This window comes from Neisseria elongata subsp. elongata, from assembly GCF_900113545.1.
Lineage (GTDB): Bacteria > Pseudomonadota > Gammaproteobacteria > Burkholderiales > Neisseriaceae > Neisseria > Neisseria elongata.
Genome location: NZ_FOPS01000019.1, coordinates 1 through 25,537, shown reverse-complemented (window position 1 = coordinate 25,537; position 25,537 = coordinate 1). Strand labels below are relative to the sequence as shown.

General features: G+C 54.1%; 23 protein-coding genes. 10 read left to right on the top strand and 13 right to left on the bottom strand.

Annotation, left to right across the window (positions count from 1 at the left end):
- The 4 genes from BM261_RS11835 to BM261_RS11815 all read left to right on the top strand — a co-directional run.
- On the top strand, positions 1 to 226 hold a 226-nt coding region (locus BM261_RS11835), incomplete at its 5' end, for an IS5 family transposase (RefSeq protein ID WP_074898528.1).
- Positions 227 to 453: 227 nt separating this feature from the next.
- Positions 454 to 2,283 carry a phosphogluconate dehydratase gene (gene edd, locus BM261_RS11825; RefSeq protein ID WP_074898526.1) on the top strand — a complete coding sequence of 610 codons (1,830 nt, stop codon included), beginning with the start codon at positions 454 to 456 and terminating at the stop codon, positions 2,281 to 2,283.
- A 177-nt stretch (positions 2,284 to 2,460) separates the two neighbouring features.
- Positions 2,461 to 3,096: a bifunctional 4-hydroxy-2-oxoglutarate aldolase/2-dehydro-3-deoxy-phosphogluconate aldolase gene (locus BM261_RS11820; protein ID WP_074898523.1), complete on the top strand. Its 636-nt coding sequence runs from the start codon at positions 2,461 to 2,463 to the stop codon at positions 3,094 to 3,096.
- Between the two features lie 10 nt (positions 3,097 to 3,106).
- Complete coding sequence (locus tag BM261_RS11815) at positions 3,107 to 3,427, top strand: hypothetical protein (protein WP_074898519.1); 321 nt, start codon at positions 3,107 to 3,109, stop codon at positions 3,425 to 3,427.
- Between the two features lie 76 nt (positions 3,428 to 3,503).
- Here the strand turns inward: BM261_RS11815 and hpf are convergent, their stop codons facing one another.
- The 3 genes from hpf to lptB form a co-directional block, all read right to left on the bottom strand.
- Positions 3,504 to 3,821 carry a ribosome hibernation-promoting factor, HPF/YfiA family gene (hpf, locus tag BM261_RS11810; protein WP_070454756.1) on the bottom strand — a complete coding sequence of 106 codons (318 nt, stop codon included), beginning with the start codon at positions 3,819 to 3,821 and terminating at the stop codon, positions 3,504 to 3,506.
- Positions 3,822 to 3,892: 71 nt separating this feature from the next.
- On the bottom strand, positions 3,893 to 5,242 hold the full coding sequence (gene rpoN, locus BM261_RS11805; protein WP_074898517.1) for an RNA polymerase factor sigma-54: 1,350 nt from the start codon (positions 5,240 to 5,242) through the stop codon (positions 3,893 to 3,895).
- 88 nt (positions 5,243 to 5,330) lie between these two features.
- Positions 5,331 to 6,068: an LPS export ABC transporter ATP-binding protein gene (gene lptB / locus BM261_RS11800; RefSeq protein ID WP_070454760.1), complete on the bottom strand. Its 738-nt coding sequence runs from the start codon at positions 6,066 to 6,068 to the stop codon at positions 5,331 to 5,333.
- Positions 6,069 to 6,185: 117 nt separating this feature from the next.
- On the opposite strand from lptB, the gene BM261_RS11795 reads away from it, so the two are divergent.
- Entirely contained in the window at positions 6,186 to 6,821 is a 636-nt protein-coding gene (locus tag BM261_RS11795) for a GDSL-type esterase/lipase family protein (RefSeq protein WP_074898514.1), read from the top strand.
- Between the two features lie 192 nt (positions 6,822 to 7,013).
- Here the strand turns inward: BM261_RS11795 and proB are convergent, their stop codons facing one another.
- From proB to BM261_RS11770, 5 genes are all read right to left on the bottom strand, one after another.
- Positions 7,014 to 8,138 (bottom strand): glutamate 5-kinase, encoded by a 1,125-nt coding sequence (proB, locus tag BM261_RS11790; RefSeq protein WP_074898511.1) that lies wholly within the window; start codon positions 8,136 to 8,138, stop codon positions 7,014 to 7,016.
- A 38-nt stretch (positions 8,139 to 8,176) separates the two neighbouring features.
- Positions 8,177 to 8,476 (bottom strand): DUF2818 family protein, encoded by a 300-nt coding sequence (locus tag BM261_RS11785; RefSeq protein ID WP_049249920.1) that lies wholly within the window; start codon positions 8,474 to 8,476, stop codon positions 8,177 to 8,179.
- A gap of 117 nt (positions 8,477 to 8,593) precedes the next feature.
- Positions 8,594 to 8,932 (bottom strand): EF-hand domain-containing protein, encoded by a 339-nt coding sequence (locus tag BM261_RS11780; RefSeq protein ID WP_074898508.1) that lies wholly within the window; start codon positions 8,930 to 8,932, stop codon positions 8,594 to 8,596.
- A 268-nt stretch (positions 8,933 to 9,200) separates the two neighbouring features.
- A complete protein-coding gene (locus tag BM261_RS11775; protein WP_074898506.1) occupies positions 9,201 to 9,806 on the bottom strand; it encodes a Maf family protein in 606 nt (201 codons plus the stop codon).
- Positions 9,803 to 10,648, bottom strand: coding sequence for an SDR family NAD(P)-dependent oxidoreductase (locus BM261_RS11770; protein WP_074898503.1), 846 nt, complete (start codon positions 10,646 to 10,648; stop codon positions 9,803 to 9,805). Before BM261_RS11770 ends, BM261_RS11775 begins: the two co-directional genes overlap by 4 nt.
- 659 nt (positions 10,649 to 11,307) lie before the next feature.
- Between BM261_RS11770 and BM261_RS11765 the strand changes: the two genes are divergently transcribed.
- Entirely contained in the window at positions 11,308 to 12,018 is a 711-nt protein-coding gene (locus BM261_RS11765; protein WP_074898531.1) for a DUF6348 family protein, read from the top strand.
- A 95-nt stretch (positions 12,019 to 12,113) separates the two neighbouring features.
- Positions 12,114 to 13,061: a cation diffusion facilitator family transporter gene (locus BM261_RS11760; protein WP_074898500.1), complete on the top strand. Its 948-nt coding sequence runs from the start codon at positions 12,114 to 12,116 to the stop codon at positions 13,059 to 13,061.
- 245 nt (positions 13,062 to 13,306) lie between these two features.
- On the opposite strand, the gene BM261_RS11755 is transcribed toward BM261_RS11760, so the two are convergent.
- The 3 genes from BM261_RS11755 to BM261_RS11745 form a co-directional block, all read right to left on the bottom strand.
- The gene (locus BM261_RS11755; protein WP_074898498.1) at positions 13,307 to 16,117 is read right to left on the bottom strand and encodes a TonB-dependent siderophore receptor; all 2,811 of its coding nucleotides are present in this window, start codon (positions 16,115 to 16,117) and stop codon (positions 13,307 to 13,309) included.
- Positions 16,118 to 16,535: 418 nt separating this feature from the next.
- Positions 16,536 to 18,440, bottom strand: coding sequence for a polysaccharide biosynthesis protein (locus BM261_RS11750; RefSeq protein WP_074898495.1), 1,905 nt, complete (start codon positions 18,438 to 18,440; stop codon positions 16,536 to 16,538).
- Positions 18,441 to 18,866: 426 nt separating this feature from the next.
- The gene (locus tag BM261_RS11745; protein ID WP_074898493.1) at positions 18,867 to 21,113 is read right to left on the bottom strand and encodes a nitric-oxide reductase large subunit; all 2,247 of its coding nucleotides are present in this window, start codon (positions 21,111 to 21,113) and stop codon (positions 18,867 to 18,869) included.
- Between the two features lie 349 nt (positions 21,114 to 21,462).
- On the opposite strand from BM261_RS11745, the gene nirK reads away from it, so the two are divergent.
- The 3 genes from nirK to BM261_RS11730 all read left to right on the top strand — a co-directional run bounded on the left by nirK (position 21,463) and on the right by BM261_RS11730 (position 24,214).
- Positions 21,463 to 22,698: a copper-containing nitrite reductase gene (gene nirK, locus BM261_RS11740; protein WP_074898490.1), complete on the top strand. Its 1,236-nt coding sequence runs from the start codon at positions 21,463 to 21,465 to the stop codon at positions 22,696 to 22,698.
- A gap of 216 nt (positions 22,699 to 22,914) precedes the next feature.
- The gene (locus tag BM261_RS11735; RefSeq protein WP_074898487.1) at positions 22,915 to 23,418 is read left to right on the top strand and encodes a c-type cytochrome; all 504 of its coding nucleotides are present in this window, start codon (positions 22,915 to 22,917) and stop codon (positions 23,416 to 23,418) included.
- Positions 23,419 to 23,467: 49 nt separating this feature from the next.
- Positions 23,468 to 24,214, top strand: a complete 747-nt coding sequence (locus tag BM261_RS11730) for a formylglycine-generating enzyme family protein (protein ID WP_049249901.1) — start codon at positions 23,468 to 23,470, stop codon at positions 24,212 to 24,214.
- A 248-nt stretch (positions 24,215 to 24,462) separates the two neighbouring features.
- Here the strand turns inward: BM261_RS11730 and rpsJ are convergent, their stop codons facing one another.
- Together rpsJ and BM261_RS11720 are read right to left on the bottom strand one after the other, a co-directional pair.
- Positions 24,463 to 24,774, bottom strand: coding sequence for a 30S ribosomal protein S10 (gene rpsJ / locus BM261_RS11725; protein ID WP_002642322.1), 312 nt, complete (start codon positions 24,772 to 24,774; stop codon positions 24,463 to 24,465).
- A gap of 17 nt (positions 24,775 to 24,791) precedes the next feature.
- Positions 24,792 to 25,537, bottom strand: a 746-nt coding sequence (locus BM261_RS11720; protein ID WP_143095746.1) for an elongation factor Tu, incomplete at its 5' end; no start/stop codon positions are given.

Here is a 25,537-nt window from a genome sequence, read left to right as displayed (position 1 = left end):
CCACCGCAACCGTCCGCTGACGGAAGTGCAAACCAAACGCAACCGATATTTGTCGAAGACCCGTTATGTGATCGAACAAAGCTTCGGTACGCTGCACCGTAAATTCCGCTACGCCCGGGCAGCCTACTTCGGACTGATTAAAGTGAGTGCGCAAAGCCATCTGAAGGCGATGTGTTTGAACCTTTTGAAAGCCGCCAACAGGCTAAGTGCGCCTGTTGCTGCCTAAAAGGCGGCCGGATGCCTGATTATCGGGTATCCGGGGAGAATTAAGGGGGTATTTGAGTAGAATCAGTGGATATTTGAAACAAAAACAGCCAAAAATCTTTAATTAGATTTCGGCTGTTGGGGAAAAAGGAATTTTGCAAAGGTCTCGGATAATTTGTTGCGGCACAACACGCGCGGCACAGTCGGCAGTATAATATGTTGCAAAACTACACAACAAGGCCGAACACCATGACCGCCATCCACCCGCAGCTTGCCGCCGTTACCGAGCGCATCATCGAACGCAGCCGCGCCACCCGACAAACCTACTTAAACCGCATCAAAGCCTACGAACGGCAGGGGCGCGTGGAACGCGACCGTTTAGGCTGTTCCAATCTGGCGCACGGCTATGCGTCGATGCCCAAAACCGTCAAAATCCAAATGCAGCAGCCCAGCGTGCCGAACTTGGGCATCATCACGTCCTACAACGACATGGTTTCCGCCCACCAGCCGTTCAAAGATTTCCCCGACCTGATTAAAGACGAAGCGCAAAAACACGGCGCGACGGCACAAGTGGCCGGCGGCACGCCCGCGATGTGCGACGGCATCACCCAAGGCTACGAAGGCATGGAGCTTTCACTGTTTTCGCGCGACGTGATTGCGATGAGTACCGCCATCGGCCTGTCGCACCAAATGTTTGACGGCGCGCTGCTGATGGGCGTGTGTGACAAAATCGTCCCCGGCCTGATGATAGGCGCGTTGAGCTGCGGCCACATCCCCGCAATCTTCGTGCCCGCGGGCCCGATGACCAGCGGCATCGGCAACAAGGAAAAAGCCCGCACCCGCCAGCGTTTCGCCGAAGGAAAAGTCGGGCGCGACGCGCTGCTTGAAAGCGAAATGGGTTCGTACCACAGCCCCGGCACCTGCACGTTTTACGGCACGGCCAATTCCAATCAGATGATGATGGAAATGATGGGCGTGCACCTGCCCGCCGCCGCCTTTTTCAACCCGCACACGCCGATGCGCGAAGCCCTGACCCGCGCCGCCGCCGCCCGCCTTTCAGACGGCATCAAAAACCGCAGCATTAAGCCCATAGGCGAAATGCTGTCCGAAAAATCGTTTGTCAACGCAATCATCGGCCTAATGGCCACGGGCGGCTCGACCAACCACACCATGCATTTGGTGGCCATGGCGCGCGCGGCAGGCATCATACTCAACTGGGACGACTTCGACGACATCTCCGCCATCGTCCCGCTGCTCATCCGCGTTTACCCCAACGGCCAGGCGGACGTGAACCATTTTGCCGCGGCGGGTGGGCTGCCCTTCGTCATCCGCGAACTGCTGGACGCGGGTTTGCTGCACGACGACGTGGACACGGTGGTCGGCCGCGGCATGGGGGCTTACACACAAGAGCCGTTTTTAATCGAAGGCCGTCTGAAATGGCAGGACGCGGTAGCCGAAAGCCGCGACACCGAAGTCCTGCGCCCCGCATCCGCGCCCTTCTCGCCCGACGGCGGCCTGCGCGTGATGAAAGGCAACATCGGGCGCGGCGTGATAAAAGTCTCCGCCGTGAAAGACCACTGCCGCATCATCGAAGCCCCCGCCATCGTGTTCGACGACCAAAAAGAAGTGCTGGCCGCCTTCGAACGCGGCGAACTGGAACGCGATTTCGTCTGCGTCGTCCGCTTCCAAGGCCCGCGCGCCAACGGCATGCCCGAACTGCACAAACTCACGCCGCCCCTGGCCATCCTGCAGGACAGGGGCTTCCAGGTCGCGCTGGTAACCGACGGGCGCATGTCGGGCGCGTCAGGCAAAGTCCCCGCCGCCATCCACATGTCGCCCGAAACCCTGCTCGGCGGTGGCATAGGCAAAATCCGCACCGGCGACATCATCCGTTTCAACTCGCACACCGGCGAACTGACCGCACTGGTGGACGAAGCCGAATGGAACGGGCGCGAAACCGCCACCGCCGATTTGAGCTGCAACCGGCACGGCATCGGCCGCGAACTTTTCGCCGGTTTCCGCAGCATCACCGGCAGCGCGGAAACGGGCGCAATGAGCTTGGGCGGGGATTTCGGCTGAACGTTTCAGACGGCCTGCCGCAACGCAGAGGCCGTCTGAAAACATCACCCCGCACCTCCGCAAACCGAAATAAATACATCCGACACAACCGTGGGCGGCATCGGAACATGCCTCGGCAAACCGCAGACCGTCTGAAAAACACATCCGCCGCCCGCACCAACCGATAAGGAAAACGAAATGACACCGCGCGAAATCCTGACCGCCGGCCCCGTCGTCCCCGTCATCGCCATCGACGACCCGCAAACCGCGGTCGGATTGGCTCAGGCACTGCTGGACGGCGGCATCCGCGTACTCGAAATCACCCTGCGCACGCCCGCCGCCATAGAGGCCATCCGCCGCATCAAACGCGAAGTACCGGCCGCCGTCGTCGGCGCGGGCACCGTTATCAACGCCGCCCAACTCAAAGCCGTAACCGAAGCGGGCGCAATGTTCGCCATCAGCCCCGGCATCAATACGCCCTTCGCCCAAGCGGCGGCGGCAGCCGACATCCCCGTCATCCCCGGCGTTTCCGGCGCGGGCGAACTCATGCTGGCACTCGAATACGGCTTCGGCACCGTCAAACTCTTTCCGGCCGAAGCCGTCGGCGGCATCAAAATGCTCAAAGCCCTGCACGGCCCCTTCCCCCAAGTGCGCTTCTGCCCCACCGGCGGCATAGTCCCTGCCGCCGCGCCCGACTATCTGGCGCAGCCGAACGTACTCTGCGTCGGCGGTTCGTGGCTCACCCCCGCGCAACTGGTCGCCGAAAAAAACTGGCGCGCCATTACCGAACTGGCCGAACAGTCCGCCCGACTGAAGCCCGCACCCCACCGATAAGGAGAAAACCATGAACCGCCTGCTCTTCCTGCTGCCGGCCGCCGCACTCGCCGCCTGCCAAAGCCCCGCACCGGCCACGGGCGAAAGGCCGTCTGAAACCACCGGCAACCTGATTATCGGCTACGACCCCGCCGTGGGCATCGAACCGCTGCTGGCCGCCGCATCCGACTACCGCGCCGAAATCCTGCACCGCTACACAATCATCAACGCCGTCGCCGTCAAACCGCCGGCAAACACCGACCCGCAACAGGCCGTGCGCCATTTCAAAACGGTACGCGGCGTATTGTCGGTGGAACCCGACCGCGTCATGCAGCTGCACCCGCAGCAATAAAACAGGCCGTCTGAAAACCCGTTCGGATTGTTCAGACGGCCTCTTTAATGGTTAACAAACCATTTCCGGCAGCGGTTTACTCCGTGGCTTCTGGAGCGGGCGCGCTGCGTACGTTTTGGCTTTTTTCCTTATGTTTGATCAGAGCGCGGTCCAACTTGTCCATCAAAATATCGATGGCGGCATACATATCCGGCTCGATGGTTTCAACGTGCAGGTCTTTGCCGGACAAATGGGCATCCACCTCGGCTTTGTGCTCCAATTTGTCTACCGAAAGGGTTACGGTTACGGAAATCAGGTTGCCCGCATGGCGGTTGATGCGCTCCAGCTTGCCGGCAACGTATTGTTTGATGGCTTCGGTTACATCGAAATTCAAACCGGTGATTTTCAAGTTCATAGTCCTACTCCTTACGGTGGGTTGGCAAGGCCGTCTGAAAACCCGTTCGGATTGTTCGGACGGCATGAAAACTAGATCCTGCGTTGGTGTGCCGGCGCGATGTTGAGGCTTTCGCGGTATTTCGCCACGGTGCGGCGGGCGATGTCTATGCCCTGCCGTTTCAACAGCTGCGCCAGTGCTTCATCGGAATGCGGTTTGTGTTTGTCTTCGTTTTCTATCAGTTGGGCCAGCATGGCTTTGACCGCGCTTTGGCTCGTCCCCTCCTGACCGTCTTCGGCATTGACTGCCTGGCTGAAGAAGTAGCGTAGCGCAAACAGTCCGCGCGGGCAAGACAAATATTTGTTGTTGGCGGCGCGGGAAACGGTACTTTCGGCCAGCCCCAATTCGGCGGCGGCATCCTTCATCAGCATGGGCACCAAGCCGATTTCGCCGAAGATGAAAAAGTCTTCCTGCCGCGCGACGATGTATTCGGCCAGGCGGATGACGGTGTTTTTCCGCAGCTCGAGGCTGTCGATTTTCTGCCGCGCCTCCTGTATTTTTTCGCGCCAAACTTCGTCTATGCCTTCGTCTTTCAATGCGTCGGCCAATTCTTCGTTCATTGCCAGCTGCGGCCAGGCCTGTTCATTGCCCGCCACTTCCCACCGCCCGTCTTCGCCCTCGCGCACCCAGACATCGGGCCGGATGAAGGCCGTCGGTTCGGCCGAGGCGAAACCGTAGGCGGGATAAGGGTTCAGCCCGGCAATCAGCTCGAGTGCGGCTTCGATGATGTCGGCGGTGTAGTCCGGCAGGGCTTTTTTGAATTTTTCCATTTTTTGCGTTTTGCTGCGGTTGAGGTCGTCGAGGAAACGGCTGACGATTTGTCCCGCGCACTGCCGCGAGGGGCTGGCGGGCAGGCGTTGCAGTTGCAGCATCAGGGATTCGCGCAAATCGGCCGCGCCCACGCCGGGCGGGTCGAAGTTTTGCAGCCGGTCGAGCGCGTCCTGCATATCGTCTTCGTCCAACATCCATTCCAGCGGGGTGTTGTCGATGATTTCTTCTAGGCTGTCGGTCAGGTAGCCTTGTTCGTCCAGCGAGTCGATGAGTATGTGCACGCGGGCGCCTTCTTGTTCGCTCAGCGGGTGTTCGCACACTTGGTTGTGCAGGTAGCGCTTGAAATCCTCTTCGTCGGCGATGGTCGCCCAAACGTCTTCGGCATCTTCGCCGCCGATTTGGTTGCGGCTGGAAACGGCGGCCGACAGTCGGGTCGGTTCGAAACGGCCGTCTTCCGCCGGTTCGCGCCGCTCCAACAGCGGATTGTCCTGAAGCCAGTCGTCCACTTCGCGCTCCAGTTCGAGGCCGGACATCTGCAAGACGCGCAGCGATTGTTGCAAGCCCTGGTTGAGCTGCTGGGTTTGCCTGAGTTTTAATCCGAGTAATGTCATGTTGTTTTTGTGTATTTGCTTTTGTGTTATCGGTCAGGCCGTCTGAAAATGATTGTTCGCGCCCTCACGCATCTTTTCAGACGGCTTGTCAGTAATTGAAGTTTTCGCCGAGGTAAACGGCACGGACCTGTTCGTTGTTTACCAAGTCTTCGGGTTTGCCCGAAGCCAGCACCGCGCCGTCGCTGATGATGTATGCCCGGTCGCAGATGCTGAGGGTTTCGCGCACGTTGTGGTCGGTAATCAGTACGCCGATGCCGCGCGATTTGAGGAAGCCGATGATTTTCTGAATGTCGATGACGGCAATCGGATCGACGCCCGCAAACGGTTCGTCCAACAGGATGAAGCGGGGCTGCATGGCCAGCACGCGGGCGATTTCCACCCGCCGCCGTTCGCCGCCGGACAGCGACGGCGCGGGGTTGTCCCGCAGGCGTTCGATGTTGAGGTCGGCTAACAGGCGTTCCAGTTCGCCGTCGATGCGTTTTTTGTCTTTGATGCTGATTTCGAGGATGGCGCGGATGTTCTGCTCCACCGTCATTTTGCGGAAAATCGACGCTTCCTGCGGCAGGTAGCCCAAGCCCAGCCGGGCGCGTTCGTGTATCGGCATATGGCGCAGCTCCTGCCCGTCGAGCATAATGCTGCCGTTGTCGGCGGCAATTAGGCCGACTATCATGTAAAAGCTGGTGGTTTTGCCCGCCCCGTTGGGGCCGAGCAGGCCGACGACCTCGCCGCTTTCGATGTCAAGCGAAAAATCTTTCACCACTTGGCGTTTTTTGAAGGTTTTTTGCAGGTTGCGCGCGACAAGGCGGCTGGTCTTTTCCGGAATCATGCTTGTTTTTTGAGAATATGACACAGGGTCATTGTACTTTGTTTTCAGGCCGTCTGAAACCGCAAAACCGCTCGCGGCGGCTGCAGAATGCGGGCTGCCGGACGAAAGGATTTGTTTATGGACATCAACCGGCGCGGTTTCCTGTTTTTGGCCGCAGGCGGCCTGCTGCTGCTCAACGGCTGCGGCAGGAAAGCCACCCGTCCCGCCCTGCCGCGCGGCAGCCGCGTTTTGGCTTTGGGCGATTCGCTGACGGCGGGTTTCGGCGCGTCTGCCGGCGGGGATTATCCGCGCCGTTTGGCCGACATCACCGGCTGGCAGGTGATTAACGGCGGTGTGTCGGGCGACACGTCCGCCCAAGCCCTTGCCCGCCTGCCCGGGCTGCTGCAGCCGAAACCCGGCCTCGCACTGGTGTGCATCGGCGGCAATGATTTCCTGCGCCGCATCGGCGAGGACGAAACCCGCGCCAACATCGGCCGCATCCTGCAAACCCTTCAGACGGCCTCCGTACCCGCCGTTTTGGTGGCGGAGCCGCATTTCACCATCGGCGCGCTGGTCGGCAGTTTGAGCGACCATCCGCTGTACGGCGATTTGGCGGAAACCTACCGCGTGCCGCTGCTGGACAGCGCGTGGTCGGAAATCCTCGGGAAAAGGGAGCTGCATTCCGACCAAATCCACGCCAACGACGAAGGCTACCGCCTGTTTGCCGAAAAAGCGGCCGATTTTTTGCGCCGACAGGGATTCTTCCGACCGTAGCCGCTATGTTCCAATCTATAGTGGATTAAAATGAAAAATTTCCGCCATCGCCATTCCCGCGTAGGCGGGAATGGCGATATGGCATCCTTCTTTGGATGTACCGTATCTTTAAATTTAATCCGCTGTCAAACGGCAAAAGGCCGTCTGAAAACCCGCAGCGGTTTTTCAGACGGCCTTTTCTAGTGGATGTTTCTAGCGGTGCGACGCCATATTGTCGCGGTGGATGAGTTCGTCTTCGTGGGCGTAGCCTAATTTTTCGGCGATGCGCTCGGACGGGGTTTGCAGGATTTTGGCGGTTTCGCCGCTGCTGTAATTGGTGAGGCCGCGGGCGATTTCTTTACCGTCGGTATCGAGGATGGCGACGAGTTCGCCGCGGTGGAAATGTCCGTCCGCGCGGATGCAGCCGACGGGCAGCAGGCTGGCGTGTTGTTCGGTCAGGGCTTTTACCGCGCCGCTGTCGACGGTCAGGCTGCCTGCGGTTTGGACGTGTCCGAGCAGCCATTGTTTGCGGGCGGCGACGCGGCTGTGTGCGCTGGTAAAGAGCGTGCCTATACTTTCGCCTTGTTTGAGGCGGACAAGGACGTCGGGTTCGCCGCCCCATGCGACGACGGTGGCGGCTCCGCTGAGTGCGGCGCGTTTGGCGGCGGTCACTTTGGTGTACATGCCGCCGGTGCCGACGCTGCTGCCCGCACCGCCCGCCATGCTTTCGAGGTCGGGATGGTCGGCTGCTATGGTCAGAATCAGTTTGGCTTGCGGATTTTTGCGCGGGTCGCTGTCGTACAGGCCTTTTTGGTCGGTCAAAAGGACGAGTGCGTCGGCTTCGATGAGGTTGGTCACGAGCGCGCCGAGGGTGTCGTTATCGCCGAGTTTGATTTCGTCGGTGGTAACGGTGTCGTTTTCGTTGATGACGGGGACGATGCCTTTGGACAGCAGGGTTTGCAGGGTGCTGCGGGCGTTGAGGTAGCGGGTGCGGTTGCTCAAATCGTCGTGGGTGAGCAGGATTTGGGCGGTGCGGATGCCGTGCGGTGCGAACGCGTTTTCGTAGGCTTGGGCGATGCCGGTTTGCCCGACGGCGGCGGCGGCTTGCAGTTCGTTGATGGCGGTGGGGCGTTTGCTCCAGCCCAGCCGTTTGATGCCTTCGGCGATGGCGCCGCTGGAAACGAGGACGGTTTGCACGCCTTGTTTGCCCAGTTCGGCGATTTGTGCCGCCCAGCGGTCGAGTGCGGCTTGGTCTATGCCTTTGCCGCCTGCGGTAACGAGGCTGGAGCCGACTTTGACGACGAGGAGTCCGACTTGGGACAGGTTGTTGATGCTCATGGTTTCTCCTTTTATATTAAGTTATTGTTTATATCGGGTTATTGTTTGTCGCGCTCCTGCCAGAAATACCGCCAGACAAAGCCGGGGAAGGCGGCCACGAGAAAGAGGCAGACGGTTACGGCGTAAAACTCCCAATCCTGCGGATGGACGCTTCCCGCACGGCTTTCCAGCAGGTAAGCGAGCGCGGCGGTCAGCGCGAAGCCTGCGGCCAGTTCGATTAAGTGGTGGCCGATGTGTTTGCGCGCCATCGGCTTGACGGCGAACAGGCGGGTGGTCAGGAACGGCAGGTTGGCGAAGATGACGGCCAACAGCAGCAGTGTGTACATGGGTGCGGTCATGGTGTGCTTTCTTGTAGTGAAGATGGTTTCAGACGGCCTTTATGGTTCTGCATCATACTGGAGGCCGTCTGAACATGTTTTCGGACGGACGGTGCGGCTTTTCAGACGGCCACAGCGTTATTTCGGGCAGGCTTCTCGCCGTTTCACGTCCCACCAATTGTCAATATGGCACTGCGCCTTTGCCGAGTAACGGATGCCTTCCATTTGATCGCGCTTATTCAGGTAGCCGTTTCGGTCGGTATCGAGCCTGCGGAAACTTTCGCGGGTAATGGGAAAAGATACAGCCAACCCTTCAGGTACCCTGCCAATGGCCAGAAATTCTTTCAGGCTGACTTTATTGTCGTGGTTTTTATCGGCCTCTCTGATGAAGGTTTCCGAAGGGTCCGCTACGTCCAGCGCATAGGAAGAGGCGACACTGCAACACAGTGCAAAAACAAATAATAAGTTTTTTTTCATTATCTTTTCTTCCGAATGGTGTCCGGCACTGCTTGAGGCCGTCTGAAAAACAGGTGCAGGTTTTTTTATAGTCAATTCAAATGAAAACCGTCCATATCGATATTGGCTTACGCAAAGCGTTTTCTACCCCGGGCGGGAATGGCCGTGCGGGTATTTCTTATTCCAATTTGCCATACCCTACCGAGGCTTGGCTTTCAGACGGCCTCCTTCGTTATTTTACCCGCAAAATCCACGGTTTCGCGACAAGCGGCCGTTACGCCGTCCGGCTTCAGGCAAACGGCGGCACGGCATAACCCGCCTGCCGCAGCAGTTCGCAGGTTTCGTATGCGGGCAGGCCCATCACGCCGGTGAAACTGCCCGACAGTTCGCGCACGAAAATGCCGCCCAAACCCTGTATGCCGTATGCGCCCGCCTTGTCCAGCGGTTCGCGGCTGCGGATGTAGGCGGCGGTTTCGGCTTCGGTCAGCGGTTTGAAGGCAACGTGGTTGGTATTCAGGGCATGAAAGATGCGGCCTTGGTAGTGCAGGCAGACGGCGGTATACACCTGATGGCTGCGGCCGGAAAGGGCGAGCAGCATTTCGCGCGCGTGTTCGGGCGATTCGGGCTTACCCAGTATCTTGCCGTCCAGCGCGACGGTGGTGTCGGCGGCAATGACGGGGGCGGCGGGTTCGGGTTTGCCCGCCGCCTGCCAAACGGCAAGCGCGGCGGTGTTTTTTTCGGCGGCCAACCGTTGCACATAGTCTGCGGCATCTTCTTGCGGCAACGGGGTTTCGTCTATATCGGCGGCAATGCGTTCGATACGGTAGCCCAGGTTTTGCAGGATTTCGCGGCGGCGCGGGCTGGCGGACGCGAGATAAAGCAGCGGCGCGGTCATTTTTTGCCTTGTCCTTTCACGGAGGCGCGTTGCAGGACATCCAGCCAGCGGGTCGGCAGGATGCGTTTGAGATACCAAAAGGCAACCGTCGGCACGGTAACGAGATAACGGGCTTTGGGGCGGCGGTCGGTCAGGGCGCGTATGCAGACGGCGGCACATTCCTGCGCGCTCAGTGTAAACGGAACGGCCGCGCCTTCGGCCTGCAGGCGGTTAAGCTGGCGGCGGTAACTTTCGGCGTGGACGCTGTTTTCATAGTCGATGTGCCGCCTGAATTTAATCAGGGCGTTGGCGCGGAAACGGGTGGCGACGGGGCCGGGCTCGACCAGGCTGACGTGTATGTCTGTGCCGTGCAGTTCGTGGCGTAAGGTGTCGCACATGCCTTCCAAGGCGAATTTGCTGCTGTTGTACGCGCCGCGCCAAGGCATGGCGGCAAAGCCCAAAATGCTGCTGTTGACCAGGATGCGGCCGTGCCCCTGCCGTCTGAAAACGCGCATGGCGGCATTCAGGCACTCCCACGCGCCGAAAACATTGGTTTCAAACTGTTCGCGCAGGGCTTGGCGCGGAACGTCTTCCACCGCGCCGACCTGCCCGTAGCCCGCATTGGAAAAGAAGGCGTCGAGCGTGCCGCCCGTTTGGCTCAAAATGCCGTCGAAGGCCGTCTGAATGCTGCCGCCGTCGTCCACATCCAATTGCAGGGCATACGCGAAGCCTTCCCGGCGCAAACGTTCGGCATCTTCCGCACGGCGGCAGGACGCGAACACCTGCCAACCCATTTGCTGCAGCATTTTGGCGGTTTCATAACCTATGCCGCTGGAACAGCCGGTAATGAGGATAGATGGCATGGAGTAGTTTCCTTTCTTGACCTTTAACGCCTTCTTCTAAAGTTTCAACCCATAACTTTTTGCATTATAAAGAAATTTCCCAACAAAAATTTTTTGGAGAATATGATTTTGTTTATAGTATCTACCCCTGCTGCCGATATGGCCGACTGCGGTTCACAATGCCGCAAACAAGACTTTTTACCGCGAAAACGCGGATTCTACCACCCGGCGGGCATGCCTGCCGACAAGGAATATGGGAATAGCTACGACGCGCTTAAACAGGGCAGTTACAGGGTTTGAAATATCCACTTCCAATACAACCTGCAATTGGGGCCGGTGGCCAACAAACCGACAAACAAACGTTACTACGCAAACCAATACAGCCGTCGCTCAAACAGTGGCAACCTCTACGGCAAACCGCGCAATGCCGTATTCAATCTGAAATGGAAGATGCAACCGCCTGACAAAATAAGGCCGTCTGAAAACCCGTTTTCACAGTTTTCAGACGGCCTTCAGGCTTTGCACGGCCAATTCAACCAAGAAACTCCCCATGTCATCATTAGCTCACGCAAATCCGCTTCGTCATTCCCCCTACGCTGGAATGACGAGGCAAACTTGCATAACCTCATAATCATATGGAAAACTCCCATTTTGAATTTCCAACACCCCAAGAAACCGTCATGAACCCCCAAGAACTCGACACCCTAGACCTAAACGAAACCCTTGCCGAAATCCTGCAGGCCCACGGTTATGCCTGCCAAACGCGGGGCGACAAAATCCTGCCCGATTTCACCGTGCCCGTGCAGCTTGAAACCTGGGCGTTTCCGCGCGAACACGCCAACGGCGCGGTGGTGAGCCGTTTCGATGTCGGCATCACCCTGCCCGACGGGCGCGAACTCTACGAATGCTGCGGCGACATCGGCGAGAATTTGGAAGAAGCCGTCTCGCGCAACCTGCACAGCTTCTGCACCAACAGCCTGCACGTTTTGCTGGACGCATTCAACCCCGGCGAAAACCATTGCCCGCACGAAATCTGGACAGCCCGCAACGGCAACCGTTTCCAAGCCATATTGGGCGACTGGACAACGAAAAAACTGGGCGGAGACACCGACGGCAGCAATGAGGAAACCATCGGCAACATCATCCCCGAAGCGTTGGAAAGTACGCTGCAATCCCTCATCTGCCATCAAAACCTCACAGCGCAATACCATCTAATCCGCTTCTTCTACGCCCAATCGGGCAACGAAACAACGAACGTGGAATTTATGATTGACAACCAAGACGATGCCGCCGACGAAGAAAAACAGCTGGCAGACCTCCCTTGGCCGCACCGGGAAGCCTTTTATAGCGTACGCCGCTGCATCATGCTCAAACCCTTGGATTCGGCATAAGCTACCCGAAACCGTACAGCCCAACCCGTCTGCTAGATTTCAGGCCGTCTGAAAACTTGAAAGCAGCCTGCCCCTCCGACATCAAAGGAAACATCATGTCCTTCCACAACCACGAACACAACCACTCCCACGCCCACAGCACCAACACCCGCATCCTGTGCGTATCGCTGGCCGTGATTGCCGGCTTCATGCTGGTGGAAGCCGCGGCAGGCTGGCTCAGCGGCAGCCTCGCGCTCTTGTCGGACGCGGGGCACATGTTTTCCGATGCCGCCTCACTCGCCCTCGCCCTGTTCGCCTTCAAATGGGCGGAAAAGGCTGCCAACTCGCAGAAAAGCTACGGCTATCAGCGTGTGGAAATCCTGGCCGCCGCGCTCAACGGCCTCACGCTGGTGGTGATGGCGGCATGGATTTTGGTCGAAGCCGTTGTCCGCGCCTTCAAACCCGTACCCGTGGCGGGCGGCGCGATGCTGGCGGTGGCCGTACTCGGGCTCTTGGTAAACCTGTTTGTCGCTTGGTATATGCTGCGCGGCGAGAAGGACAATCTGAATATGCGCGGTGCGTTTTTGCATGTGGTGGGCGATTTGCTCGGCTCTGTTGCCGCAGTGGCAGCCGGCCTGCTGATACAGCTTTACGGCTGGAGCTGGGCGGACTTGGCGGCCAGCGCGGTGGTGGCGCTGCTCATCGGCAAAAGCGGCTGGGGCGTGCTGGCAGGCAGCCTGCACATCCTGATGGAAGGTGCGCCCAAAGGCACGGATTTGGTAAAAATTGCCGAAGACATTCAGAAAATCAACGGCATATTGGGCGTTCACGACTTGCACGCCTGGACGATTACCAGCAAAAAACACGCCATGTCCTGCCATGTGATCGTGCACAGCGGCCTGACCGTGGCGGAGGCAGACGCGCTGGTCAAACAGGTGCAGGACGTGGTGCAGGCGCACGGCATCGGCCATATCACCGTGCAAACCGAACCGGCAGACTCCGATACGACATGCGTTCAGGCATGCGAACAAGTTTCGCGCGGATGCGGGCACGCACATGACTGAAAATGCGGCAACACAGCCGAATCCGATCAAACAGGCCGTCTGAAAGCGGGGAAATGCTTTTCAGACGGCCTGTTTATTTGTTTGACCGTTCGGCCCTTTATGCCCTGCCCTCCCGTGAGGCAAAACAGACGGGATGCGGCGCAATCCGGTTTGGCGGACAAAAGGCAGGCCGCAAGAGGTAAAAAGGCCGTCTGAAAACCGTTTAAGCAGTTTCAGACGGCCTCCAAACAAAGCAGGTGCCTTATTTAAAACTTCCAATCTAATTTCAGGCTGACCGTACGCGGTTCGCCATAAAAGTTGTTCATACCCCGCGTGCGGTTGGCATTGTTCTCAAAATAAGTACGGTCGGCGAGGTTGGTACCGATGAGGTTGAGTTTGGCATGCGGGCCGAATTCATATTGCACGAAGCCGTCAATCAGGCCATATCCGCCCTGTTTGACGTTATAGAGGCTTTTGGTTTTGCTTTGTGCGGATACGCCGCCCCCTACGGTCAGCTTGGTGCGGGGGATGCGGTAGGAGGTCCCCAGCCGGAATATCTGTACGGGGGTATGACCGCTGAAATTGAAGGCATCGTCGGCACGTTTGGTATTGGCTATTTGCCGGGCGTTTACTTCATCTTCGTTTTTAAATTTGCTTTTGTTGTATGTATAACCGGCAAAAATTTTCCAATTGTCGGTCATCTCGCCTGCCAATTCAAACTCAAAACCTTTGCTGCGGACGCTGCCCGCCGGACGGGCGATGGTCTGCCATTGCCCCTGGCCGTTGCTGCCGCGGATGTAGCCGAAATCGACAATCGTGCGGTTTTTCTGATCAAGGACGAAAATTGCCAGCGAACTGTTCAGACGGCCTTTCAAAAAGCTGCCTTTCCAGCCGATTTCGTAGTTGGTGCCGGTAAGCGGCGGCAGGAGTTGTTTGCTGCTGACATCCACTTCATCCTGTTGTTTGAAAATCTTGGTGTAGCTGGCATAAAGGCTTTGCTGCGGGGTGAAGTCATAGGTAATGCCGGCATAAGGGGTGAATTTGTGCCCCTTCATGCGCGCGGTGTAGTGGTCGGCATCGGCAGCCAGCGAGGATTGGTTTTGGAAGGCGGATGCGGGGTCGCCGTTGCGCACGCTCATATCTTTCGATTGTGAGGACTTGTAGCGGGTGTAATGCATGCCGCCTAAAAGATGCAGTCTGTCGGTAGCGTTGAAGCGGGTGCTGACCGTAACGGCATGGGTTTCGTTTTTGTTGATGTAGCGGGAATAGTTGTATGCGGCCTTGGCTGCCGAAGGGTCGGTCTGCCCGGCGACGGCCACGGTGGCGTTTTCACACCCCCTGCGTTTGAACCAAACGTTACCCCTGTCATTGTATTTATCCCAATCCGGTTCGGCCAGTTCGTTGCCTGTCATGCCGAGCGGCGACATTTGGAAAGGTATGGCTTCACATACGCCCGCCCCCGGATTGGAAGTTTTGACACGGTAGTTTCGATCGAAGATTTCCAAATAGTCTGACTGGATATTTTCGTTATTATAGGTATAGCCGGTGTAAAAATCGTGGCTGCGGCCGAGGAGGCTGTATTTACCCGAAAGGTCAAGTTTGAAACCGTATTGGACATCTTTCTTTTTATGCCGCATGGTGCTGGCATTAAATTGAATGTGGTCGGTATCGCGCTTTCTTTTGGCCAAATTGTAGTTGAACATGCTATAAGCGTAGCTGTAATCGACAATACCCATTTTGCTCAGTTCTTCGGCGATATAACTGTCTTCGGTATACCATGCCCAGGGGTTTGCAGCTTCGGCTTTGGCTTTAGCCGCTTCATAGGCATTGCGGTCGAATTGTGTGGCGCGGTATTGCGTTTTGGCCTGTTCGTATGCCTCTCTGTCTTTTCGCTTCTCTTCGGCCAGTATCCGTCTGACTTCGTCATCAGGCGTGTCATACGGTACGATGGTGCCGTTAGGCAGGATGGCTCCCGTGGCGGGGCTGCCCGCTATGCCGGCAGTGTGTTCGTTGCGCAGGAAGAACTGTCCGACTTTGGCATCCGAACGGTTTTTTGTATAGGACGCTTCGGCATTGAGCCGCCAACCATTGTCGAAATCGTATTTGAAGCCGGAAAAAAGATTGGTTTTATCGGCACGCAAACGCGACCAATCCATACCAAGGTAGGTGTTTCGCGGCAGCCTGACGGGATTATTGCAGTTGTTTTCGAAAACGCTGTATGCCTTAGGGTTTTCGCATGGCAGCATCACTCCTGCAAAATCAGGAACTTCTTTGCTTTTCTGATGCATGCCGCCGAAAGTGAGAATGCCGTGATCGCCGATATCGGTTTCTACAATGCCGTAGAGCATATTCTTTTTGCCCCACATTTTGTCTTTGAACGATTTATGGTCATCGTATACGCCGACTAATCGGCCACGCACGCTCTGTTCTTTGTTAAGACTGCCGGAAACGTCAAGCATCAGGCGTTTGCTGCCTCGCTGGTCGGTGGAAATCTCCCCCGTATGTTTAAAGGCAGAAGTCGGCCGTTTTCTAATGAGGTTGATGGTGCCGCCCGGTTCAGAGTTGGACTGCGTCAGGCCGGTTGCACCGCGTACAACTTCGATATGGTCGTAAACTGCTAAGTCGGTACTGGGAGAAACATCAATTCTTGCGGTATAGCCGGAGCGTCCGGCCACATTGGTGGTGATGCTGTCTTCGCCGATTTGATCCACATAAAAACCGCGTGATAAAAACCGTGTTTGCAAGCCCGAATCACGTACAACGTTTACTCCCGTGGTATTTCTCATCGCCTCTTCAAGTGTATGGATGGCTTTGTCGTCAAGTTGCTGGCGGGTAATGACGCTCACAGACTGCGGGGTGTCTTTGCCTGAAATTCTCAGGCCCGTGGCGGTGGACATGCTGCCTATGGTATAGGATTTACTTTGTTCGGTTTTGTCGTTCCGCCGCGTGGCAGTAACGGTTACGCTTTCGAGCGACCCGCCTTCCGATACGGGTGGCTCGGCCGTATCGGCAAAAGTATTTTGATAACAGGCTAACAACATAATCGGTAATATTTTTTGCTTCAAATTCGGAGTCATTTTTTCTGCTCTAAACAAATCAAGTTATTTAACGTTAAGAAGACATACAACATCATGTTAAAAAATTAAAATTTAATTATCCTAAATAATAATTGATTTTAATTTTTATTTGAAAATGTAAATTCTAATAGATTTTTTTACTAATTTAAATAATAAGAACCATTTTTATCCTATCCAATCATTTAATCGACTGAATTTTTTATTAAATTAAAAATATAAAATTCCGGATGCAAAAAAAGCCTTTACCGAAGTAAAGGCCGTCTGAAAAGTACGGGGGATTTTTGTATCTAATCGCATGAAAGGCAAAGGCTGATAATGCCTTATCGATTCCGCCGGAGCGTTTGATGTTTCCAAACGGCTTGCAAAGAAAGTGCCGTCTGCATACATCAACAAGAGGCCGTCTGAAAAAATGGGAGGTCTAATGGATTTCCTGCCCTGCCGTCCATACCAAATCACAGATGCCGTCCGTCGGCGCGAAGGCGGTTGGGGCGGCAAGCAGGATGCGGCGCAATTCGGTTTGGTTGCCGCTGTCGCAGGCAGCCGAAAGTTGCACCAGCAGGTTTTCCAGTTGCGGCCAAGGAAGCATGGTTTCGCTGGCAGTCAGGATGCGGGGGTGGCCTGTCGGAACGGCGTTGTCGCCGATAATCAGTTCTTCGTACAGCTTTTCGCCCGGACGCAGGCCGGTGATGCGGATTTCGATGTCGCCTTTGGGATTGGCCGCGTCTTTTACGTCCAAGCCGCTCAGCCGTATCATCTGCCGCGCCAGGTCGATGATTTTTACCGATTCGCCCATGTCCAAAACAAATACGTCGCCGCCTTTGCCCATCGCGCCCGCCTGTATCACCAGCTGGGCGGCTTCGGGGATGGTCATAAAGTAGCGGGTGATGTCGGGATGGGTAAGCGTAACGGGCCCGCCGGCGGCGATTTGCTGCTCGAAGGCTGGAACGACCGAACCGGACGAACCCAATACGTTGCCGAAGCGCACCATGCAGAAGCGGGTTTGGCAGCCCGTTTCCGCCGCCAAGGCCTGCAAGACGAGTTCGGCCATTCGTTTGCTCGCGCCCATAGTGTTGGTGGGGCGCACGGCTTTGTCGGTGGAAATTAAGACGAAGGTCGCCACGCCGCATTCTTGTGCCGCACGGGCGCAGGCCAGTGTGCCGAAAACGTTGTTGCGTATGCCTTCTATGGTGTTGAGCGCGACCAAGGGGACGTGTTTGTAGGCGGCGGCGTGGTAGATGGTTTCCACGCCGAACGCCTGCATGACGTTTTTCAGACGGCCTTTGTCCTGCACAGAACCCAAAAGCGGCAAAATTTCAATATTGCCGCCCTGTTGCCGCGCCAAATCCTGCAATTCTCGTTCGATGGTGTAGAGCGAATATTCTGACAGTTCGAACAACACCAGCTTCGCCGGACGGCGGCCGACAATCTGGCGGCACAGTTCCGAACCGATGGAACCGCCCGCGCCCGTTACCATCACCGTTTTACCTTCGATGTCGCGCGCCATCAGTTCGACCATCGGCTCGACCGGCTCGCGTCCCAACAGGTCGGCCACCGAAATTTTCTTCAATACGCCGATGTGGATGCGGCCATCCACCAAATCCTTCATGCCCGGAATCGCCAGCACTTCGCACGGGTAGGCTTCAAGGTTTTGCAGGATTTCCCGCCGCCTTTCCGCACCCGCGCTGGGTATGGCCAGCAGGATTTTCTTCACGCCGTAGCGCGCAATCAAATCGGCGGTTTCAGACGGCCTGAACACGGGCAGATCGCCGACGATGGTATGTTGCAGTCGCGGATTGTCGTCCACAAAGGCCACGGCGCGGTATTCGTTCACCTGCTTCATCGCTTCAATCAGCTGCCGCCCCGACTGTCCCGCGCCGTACACGATGACGGGCGCGGCGGCATTGCGTTCGCTGCGTTCGGCCAAAATCAGCCGCAACAGCAGACGCGAACCGGCAATCAGCACCACCATCAAGAAGAAGAACACCACCGGCAAAGCCAGGCGCAGTTGTTTTTCAAACAACAAGACGCTGAAGAAAAACAGCAGCATGGATGCGAAACTGCCGAACAGCGCAACCGCCAAAATCCGCAGGCTGATGTAGCGCGTTACGGCGCGGTACAGCCCCAACCGGACAAACAGCAAGACTGTAAACACCGTTGTGGCCGCCAAAGCCTGCCAGTTGGCGGGGTCGTACCATTCGTGGTCGTAATCGGCTTTCAGGCTTTGGGTGAACCAGAAGGCGCAGAAAATCAACACCGTGTCGTGGATGACGAACAGAATTTTTTTGGTACGGCGCGGCAGGGCGAGCAAGGTTTCGAGCATCATGAATGGGCAATCGGCTGCCGCGTACGTTAAAACGGCAGGCCGTCTGAAAACGGTAAAAGGCCGCTATTATAAAGCCGTCGGCCGCAACCGTCGGTTTTTGCCGCCGGAGAATGCGGCAGGATGGGCGGTTTTGCAACAGGCCGTCTGAAAAAACGGTTCAGGGTGAAATCAAGCAAGACAGGACGGTTCGACTGCCTTCGCCGCATGGTTTTCAGGATGTAAAAGGAAGGAGTAAGCAAGAAGATGACGGGCAAACCGCCGAAGTTCCTAGGAAGAAGGTCGGTTGGGCGGGCAAACGAAAAGTGCGGATAACAGGATGAAGGTAAAAACCGTTGCAAAGAATAAATGGTTCACTGGTACGTCAGCAAAAACAAAAAAGGCCGTCTGAAAACTTTCAGACGGCCTGATGTTATCTAGACAAGGCGGTTAGTTTTTAGCTTTGCCAAAACCGAATACGGTTTTAGTAGCCTGCCATGCGAAGCAGCATGCACCACCGATAAAGATCAAGTCAGACAGGGTACGGATCCAGCGCAGAGTTTCCAGCAGGTCTTGCTGCAGGAAGTTTTCGCTGCGGGCATACCACAAACCGGTCGAGATGCTGGCGGCAGCCTGAATCGCACCAATCGGCAGCAAGCTGGTGGCAATCATGCCGACCAAACCGCCGTTCAGCAGCCAGAAACCCCAAGTCATCAGTTTGTCGTTGAAATGTTCTTCCGGTTTCAAGTACAGGGCAACCAGCAATACGAAGCCCAGAGCCAAGAAGCCGTACACACCGAACAAGGCCGCGTGTGCGTGAACCGCAGTAGTGTTCAAACCTTGGATGTAGAACAGGGAAATCGGCGGGTTGATCAAGAAGCCGAACACACCGGCACCGATCATGTTCCAGAAGGCTACGGCAACGAAGCACATCAACGGCCAACGCAAACGTTTTGCCCAAGGAGCAGCGTTTTGATAAGACCAGTGTTCGTATGCTTCACGGCCCAACAGAATCAGCGGCACAACTTCCAAAGCGGAGAAGCAGGCACCGATGGCCATAGAAGCTGAAGTCGAACCGGAGAAGTACAAGTGGTGCAGCGTACCCGGGATACCGCCCAACATAAAGATGGCGGCAGCGGCCAAAGTAGCGGCAGTGGCAGTATTGCGGCGGACAAAGCCCATGTTGTAGAAGATGAAGGCGAAGGATGCGGTTGCAAACACTTCGAAGAAACCTTCTACCCACAGGTGAACCACCCACCAACGCCAGTATTCCATTACCGCAATCGGAGAATGCTCGCCGTAGAACAGGCCGGGCGCATAGAACACACCCACACCGAACATGGAAGCCACAAAAATGGCCAACAGGTTTTTATCGGTATTTTTCTCTTTAAACGCAGTAAAGGTACAGCGAACCATCAGGAACAGCCACAGCAACAGGCCGACCATCAACAACAATTGCCAGAAACGGCCCAAGTCCAGGAACTCATAACCTTGGTGGCCGAACCAAAAGTTCATGGCCGCAGGCATATTGTCGCTCAAGGCAAGGAAGTTGCCGCCGTAAGAACCCAATACCACGATAAACAGCGCGATATACAGGAAGTTCACGCCTGCACGTTGGAATTTCGGATCTTTACCGCCGTTGATAATCGGAGCCAGGAACAGACCGGCAGTCAGGAAGCCTGTGGCAATCCAGAAAATTGCGGACTGAATGTGCCAAGTACGTGCCAAGGCATAAGGCAGCCAATCAGAGAAGTTGATACCGTAGAAATGCTGGCCTTCAATGGTGTAGTGAGCAGTCAAACCGCCCAGCAGCACCTGTGCCACAAACAGCGCGACAGTCAGGAATACATATTTGCCCAAAGCTTTCTGCGACGGAGTCAGCTGGATTTTAGACAGCGGATCTTCTGCAGGAGGTTGCACCTCTTCATGTTTGGTCAGGAAAGAGTAACCCCACAACAATAAGCCGATACCGCTCAACAACAGAACGATACTGGTGAATGACCACATATAGTTTTCAGTAGTCGGCACGTTGTTGATTAACGGCTCGTGCGGCCAGTTGTTGGTGTAGGTAAACTCTTTATCCGGGCGGTTGGTCGATGCAGACCAAGCTGTCCAGAAGAAGAAGTTAGTCAATTTTTTACGCGCCTCTTCGCTTGGCAATGTATTGTTTTTCATTGCAAAGTTATCACGCGTTTGAACCATGTCGGGATCATTGCCGTACAACTTGATGTAATACGGCGCAACCGCCTCAATGGCTTTTTGACGGGTTTCGCTGATGACAACCGTTCCGTCTTCTTTCACTCTGGACTGGTTACGGTATTCGTCAGCCAATTGCGTACGCAAAGTCGCCTGTTGTGCAACATCCAATTGTTCGTAGTTTTTGCCGAATTGAGCCTGTGCAGTGAAGTCCAACCAGGCAACCAATTCGCGGTGCAGCCAGTCGGCAGTCCAGTCCGGAGCCTGATAAGCACCGTGACCCAAGATAGAGCCGACCTCCATACCGCCGGTAGACTGCCAAGCCGATTGGCCGGCCAAAATATCGTCCTTGGTCATCAATACCTGACCGGACGCCGTTACAACTTTTTCGGGATATGGCGGAGCTTTTTTATAAACCTCCGAACCCATATAACCCAGGATGGTAAAGCAGACTGCCAGCACTGCAAACAGCAGATACCAGAGCTTCTTATATTGTCCCATAATAAAACTCCTTGGGTGGTTGTGTTAAAATTCATGAAATATGAATGTTAAAAATTGTAGCACGACTAACACGGGAAATAAAGCAATCTGCCTGAAACATCTGTGGCAGTTGACCAACATCATACAAGCAGAGAACAATGTAAATTCGTGCACAATTCTAAATATAAGCGCAAAATAAATCGATTTCTTATATTTTAAGCCCTAGTTATGTTATGTTGAAACATGTAAAGCTAACGAAATAAAATGTTAATGCCGCCTATTTGATTTATATCAAATAAATGTTAAGATAGGTAATCCATAATGCCATTACTTAATTTGTAAACGTAACCCAGTAAAAGGAAAGTACCTTATGAAACGCCAAACTTTAGCTGCTCTGATTACTTCAGCGTTTGTTTTAGCGGCCTGTAACGGTCAACAACAAGCGGCACAAAAACCTGCAGCACAAGAAACTCCGGTTGCAGCTTCTTCTACCCCGGCTACTTCCGGTGCAGCTTCTCAAACTGCCGAAGCCGATGTTCCGGTTGATCAGCTGCCTGTTATCGATGCGGTCGTGACTCACGCTCCGGAAGTTCCACCTGCAGTTAACCGTGATCACGCCGCTTTGGTTAAAGTAAAAATGGAAACCATCGAAAAAACCATGAAAATGGCTGATGGTGTTGATTACACTTACTGGACATTCAACGGTGACGTTCCAGGTCAAATGATTCGTGTGCGCGAAGGTGACACCGTGGAAGTAGAATTCTCCAACAACCCAAATTCTACTGTACCGCATAACGTCGATTTCCATGCCTCTACAGGTCAAGGTGGTGGTGCCGCCGCTACATTTACAGCACCGGGCCGCACTTCTACTTTCCGCTGGAAAGCACTGCAATCTGGCCTGTACATCTATCACTGTGCTGTTGCCCCAGTAGGCATGCACATTGGTAACGGTATGTATGGTTTGGTTTTGGTTGAACCTAAAGAAGGTCTGCCCAAAGTAGATAAAGAGTTCTACATCGTTCAAGGTGACTTCTACACCAAAGGAAAATACGGCGAACCCGGTTTGCAACCGTTTGACATGGACAAAGCCATCCGTGAAGATGCAGATTACGTAGTATTTAACGGTCACGTTGGTGCCATTGCCGGCGATAACGCGCTGAAAGCCAAAGTAGGTGAAACCGTACGTATGTACGTAGGTAACGGTGGTCCGAACTTGGTGTCTTCTTTCCACGTTATTGGCGAAATCTTCGACAAAGTATATGTTGAAGGCGGCAAACTGATTAACGAAAACGTACAAAGCACCCTGATTCCTGCAGGTGGCGCAGCTATTATCGAATTCAAAGTTGACATTCCTGGCAGCTTTACCATCGTTGACCACTCTATCTTCCGTGCATTTAACAAAGGTGCTTTGGGTCAATTGGTTGTAGAAGGTGAAGATCATCCGGAAGTAATGACCAAACGACTGAGCGATGAAGCCTATAAAGGTACTGGCGCAGCAGCAGGTGCAGCTTCTGGTGCTTCAGCTTCTGGTGCTTCAGCTCCTGCAGCACCAGCCTCCTCAGCCTCAGGTTCTTCCAATCCTTATGGCGGTGAAGAAGGTCATTAATAGTTAATTTGGTTTTATAGAACCAATTATTAGGCATCTATATTCTTGGATGAAAGGCCGTCTGAAAACATTCATATGATTCAGACAAACCAAAATTCAGGTAGTATAGATGCCTTTTTTCAATTATTCTAAGTATACTTTTTTGAGATAAAACAATTTATTGCAAGATTAGTGCAGCTAAAATAATAAAATACTAATTTAATTGAGGAGCAAAAAATGAAATCTACCTTATTAACCCTCATTGTCGGCTGTCTACTCCTTTCTGCTTGTAACGATCAAAGTCAAACCAACACCCAGCAGACAACTGCAGAAACTCCAAAAAATACAAACGTATCTGCTGTTACTGAACAGCCTGCCGTTACACCTAAACAAGCAAGTGAACCCCAAGTTGATGAGAGACTAAAGGCAGGGAAAGACATTTACGATAAACGATGCAAAGCCTGTCATGGTGCAGACGGAATGGGGGCAAACGACTCACTGCCTCCGCTTGCTAAATCAGACTATTTTTCGGAAGATAAAATGCAATTGGTAGCCTCTATCGCCAAAGGCATACGCGGACAAATTACCGTCAACGGAAAGACATACGATGGCATCATGCCCGCCCTGCCTATGAAAGACGAAGAGCTTGCAGCAGTTTCTACCTATGTATTAAATATGTTTGACAACAAAGGTGGGGAAATTACTGTTGAAGAAATTGCCGCCTTCCGAGCAGGGAAATAATCTTTCTCTCTCGACAGGACACATGTAAATCATCCAACATGAGGAAATTATGAAAAACTCTATTTTTTATACATTATTACTTACAAGCGCAGCATTATCTTCAGCGACAGATATGGCAGACATTAGCGGTGGCACCTACCGACCGCTTTACTTGGCCGCTGATGCCCCACTAACTAAAGTGTCTTCTTATAAATTAGACAAACTACCTGTAACTAATGCACAATTCTTTGAATTCGTAAAGAAAAATCCACAGTGGCAACGTGGAAAACTCAGCAGCAAACAGGGTGACAAACATTATCTCTCACACTGGATTAAAGATGGTAACGGTTTTGCTCCAAAAAAAGAAGACTTGAACAAACCAGTTGTATTTATTTCATGGTTTGCAGCCAATGCTTATTGTACTGCCCAAGGTAAGCACCTACCCACTATCAACCAGTGGGAATATGCCGGACAAGCATCCGAACTCAAGCCAAACGGGGCTAATGAAAAAGCTTATAAAGACACCATCCTTAACTGGTATGCACAAGGCAGTCGACAGGGTTTGCGTGATGTAGGCCGTATGAAACCCAATTATTGGGGCATCTACGATATGCACGGCCTAATTTGGGAATGGACTGAAGATTTCAACAGCAGTCTGTTAAACTCCGGAGGAGTAGATAGTGCCATGTTCTGTAGTGGTGCAGCAGCAGGAGCTACTGATCCTACAAACTACGCAGCGTTCCTACGCTATGGTTTCCGTACAAGCCTACAGTCAAAATTTTCAGTGCATAACCTAGGCTTCCGCTGCGCACAATAAAAATTAGCGACTGAAAGGCCGTCTGAAAATATTCCACTAAAAAAGCATTAGTTTCTTCAAATACTCTTACCGAAATTTAGGAATAGAAAATAAAAAGGGAATGATAAATTTATCTTAATCAATACCTAAGATAATTCCCCCCTATTCCTTCATTTCACAGAAAAGTTAGGCTGCCTTAGATAACTATGGCAGCCTAACTCAAAAAAGCCGAATAGCTAACACTACTCGGCTTTCATTTATTTCAATATTTATTGAACTTTAATTTCTACATCAACACCAGCTGGCAAGTCCAGTTTCATCAGTGCGTCGGTAGTTTTGTCAGTCCAGTCCACGATATCCATTAGGCGCAAGTGGGTGCGGATTTCCAATTGTTCACGAGAAGTTTTATTCACGTGTGGAGAACGCAGAATGTTGAAACGCTCGATTTTAGTCGGCAACGGAATCGGACCTTTTACAACGGCGCCGGTACGTTTTGCAGTTTCAACGATTTCTTGAGCAGAACGGTCAATCAGGCTGTAATCATAAGCTTTCAGGCGGATACGGATTTTTTGGTTTGCCATTTATCGATATCCTTCAATTAAGCGATGATAGAAGAAACCACGCCCGCACCTACGGTACGACCGCCTTCGCGAATCGCAAAGCGCAGACCTTCTTCCATAGCGATAGGTGCAATCAGTTCTACAGTGATGGCCACGTTCTCACCAGGCATAACCATTTCTACACCTTCTTCCAAAGTAACCGCACCGGTTACGTCGGTAGTACGGAAGTAGAATTGTGGACGGTAGTTAGCGAAGAACGGAGTATGACGACCACCCTCTTCTTTGCTCAATACGTAAACTTCTGCTTTGAATTTGGTGTGAGGAGTGATGGTACCCGGTTTAGCCAATACTTGACCGCGTTCCACTTCTTCACGTTTGGTACCGCGCAGCAATACGCCTACGTTGTCACCTGCTTGACCTTCGTCCAGCAGTTTGCGGAACATTTCAACACCGGTACAAGTGGTTTTTTGGGTTTCTTTCAGACCTACGATTTCGATCTCGTCACCGACGTGGATGATACCGCGCTCTACACGACCGGTTACTACTGTACCACGGCCGGAGATAGAGAATACGTCTTCGATAGGCAACAGGAACGGTTTGTCCACGGCACGCTCAGGTGTCGGGATGTAGCTGTCCAATGCAGCAGCCAGTTCGAAGATTTTTTCTTCGTAAGCTGCGTCGCCTTCCAAGGCTTTCAGTGCGGAACCTTGTACGATCGGGCAGTCGTCGCCTGGGAAGTCGTAGCTTGACAGCAAGTCACGGATTTCCATTTCAACCAGTTCCA

Bases quoted from the DNA above. Each gene is read 5' to 3' on its own strand.
- edd (WP_074898526.1), top strand. From the start codon at position 454: ATGACCGCCATCCACCCGCAGCTTGCCGCCGTTACCGAGCGCATCATC.
- BM261_RS11820 (WP_074898523.1), top strand. From the start codon at position 2,461: ATGACACCGCGCGAAATCCTGACCGCCGGCCCCGTCGTCCCCGTCATC.
- BM261_RS11815 (WP_074898519.1), top strand. From the start codon at position 3,107: ATGAACCGCCTGCTCTTCCTGCTGCCGGCCGCCGCACTCGCCGCCTGC.
- hpf (WP_070454756.1), bottom strand. From the start codon at position 3,821: ATGAACTTGAAAATCACCGGTTTGAATTTCGATGTAACCGAAGCCATC.
- rpoN (WP_074898517.1), bottom strand. From the start codon at position 5,242: ATGACATTACTCGGATTAAAACTCAGGCAAACCCAGCAGCTCAACCAG.
- lptB (WP_070454760.1), bottom strand. From the start codon at position 6,068: ATGATTCCGGAAAAGACCAGCCGCCTTGTCGCGCGCAACCTGCAAAAA.
- BM261_RS11795 (WP_074898514.1), top strand. From the start codon at position 6,186: ATGGACATCAACCGGCGCGGTTTCCTGTTTTTGGCCGCAGGCGGCCTG.
- proB (WP_074898511.1), bottom strand. From the start codon at position 8,138: ATGAGCATCAACAACCTGTCCCAAGTCGGACTCCTCGTCGTCAAAGTC.
- BM261_RS11785 (WP_049249920.1), bottom strand. From the start codon at position 8,476: ATGACCGCACCCATGTACACACTGCTGCTGTTGGCCGTCATCTTCGCC.
- BM261_RS11780 (WP_074898508.1), bottom strand. From the start codon at position 8,932: ATGAAAAAAAACTTATTATTTGTTTTTGCACTGTGTTGCAGTGTCGCC.
- BM261_RS11775 (WP_074898506.1), bottom strand. From the start codon at position 9,806: ATGACCGCGCCGCTGCTTTATCTCGCGTCCGCCAGCCCGCGCCGCCGC.
- BM261_RS11770 (WP_074898503.1), bottom strand. From the start codon at position 10,648: ATGCCATCTATCCTCATTACCGGCTGTTCCAGCGGCATAGGTTATGAA.
- BM261_RS11765 (WP_074898531.1), top strand. From the start codon at position 11,308: ATGAACCCCCAAGAACTCGACACCCTAGACCTAAACGAAACCCTTGCC.
- BM261_RS11760 (WP_074898500.1), top strand. From the start codon at position 12,114: ATGTCCTTCCACAACCACGAACACAACCACTCCCACGCCCACAGCACC.
- BM261_RS11755 (WP_074898498.1), bottom strand. From the start codon at position 16,117: ATGACTCCGAATTTGAAGCAAAAAATATTACCGATTATGTTGTTAGCC.
- BM261_RS11750 (WP_074898495.1), bottom strand. From the start codon at position 18,440: ATGATGCTCGAAACCTTGCTCGCCCTGCCGCGCCGTACCAAAAAAATT.
- BM261_RS11745 (WP_074898493.1), bottom strand. From the start codon at position 21,113: ATGGGACAATATAAGAAGCTCTGGTATCTGCTGTTTGCAGTGCTGGCA.
- nirK (WP_074898490.1), top strand. From the start codon at position 21,463: ATGAAACGCCAAACTTTAGCTGCTCTGATTACTTCAGCGTTTGTTTTA.
- BM261_RS11735 (WP_074898487.1), top strand. From the start codon at position 22,915: ATGAAATCTACCTTATTAACCCTCATTGTCGGCTGTCTACTCCTTTCT.
- BM261_RS11730 (WP_049249901.1), top strand. From the start codon at position 23,468: ATGAAAAACTCTATTTTTTATACATTATTACTTACAAGCGCAGCATTA.
- rpsJ (WP_002642322.1), bottom strand. From the start codon at position 24,774: ATGGCAAACCAAAAAATCCGTATCCGCCTGAAAGCTTATGATTACAGC.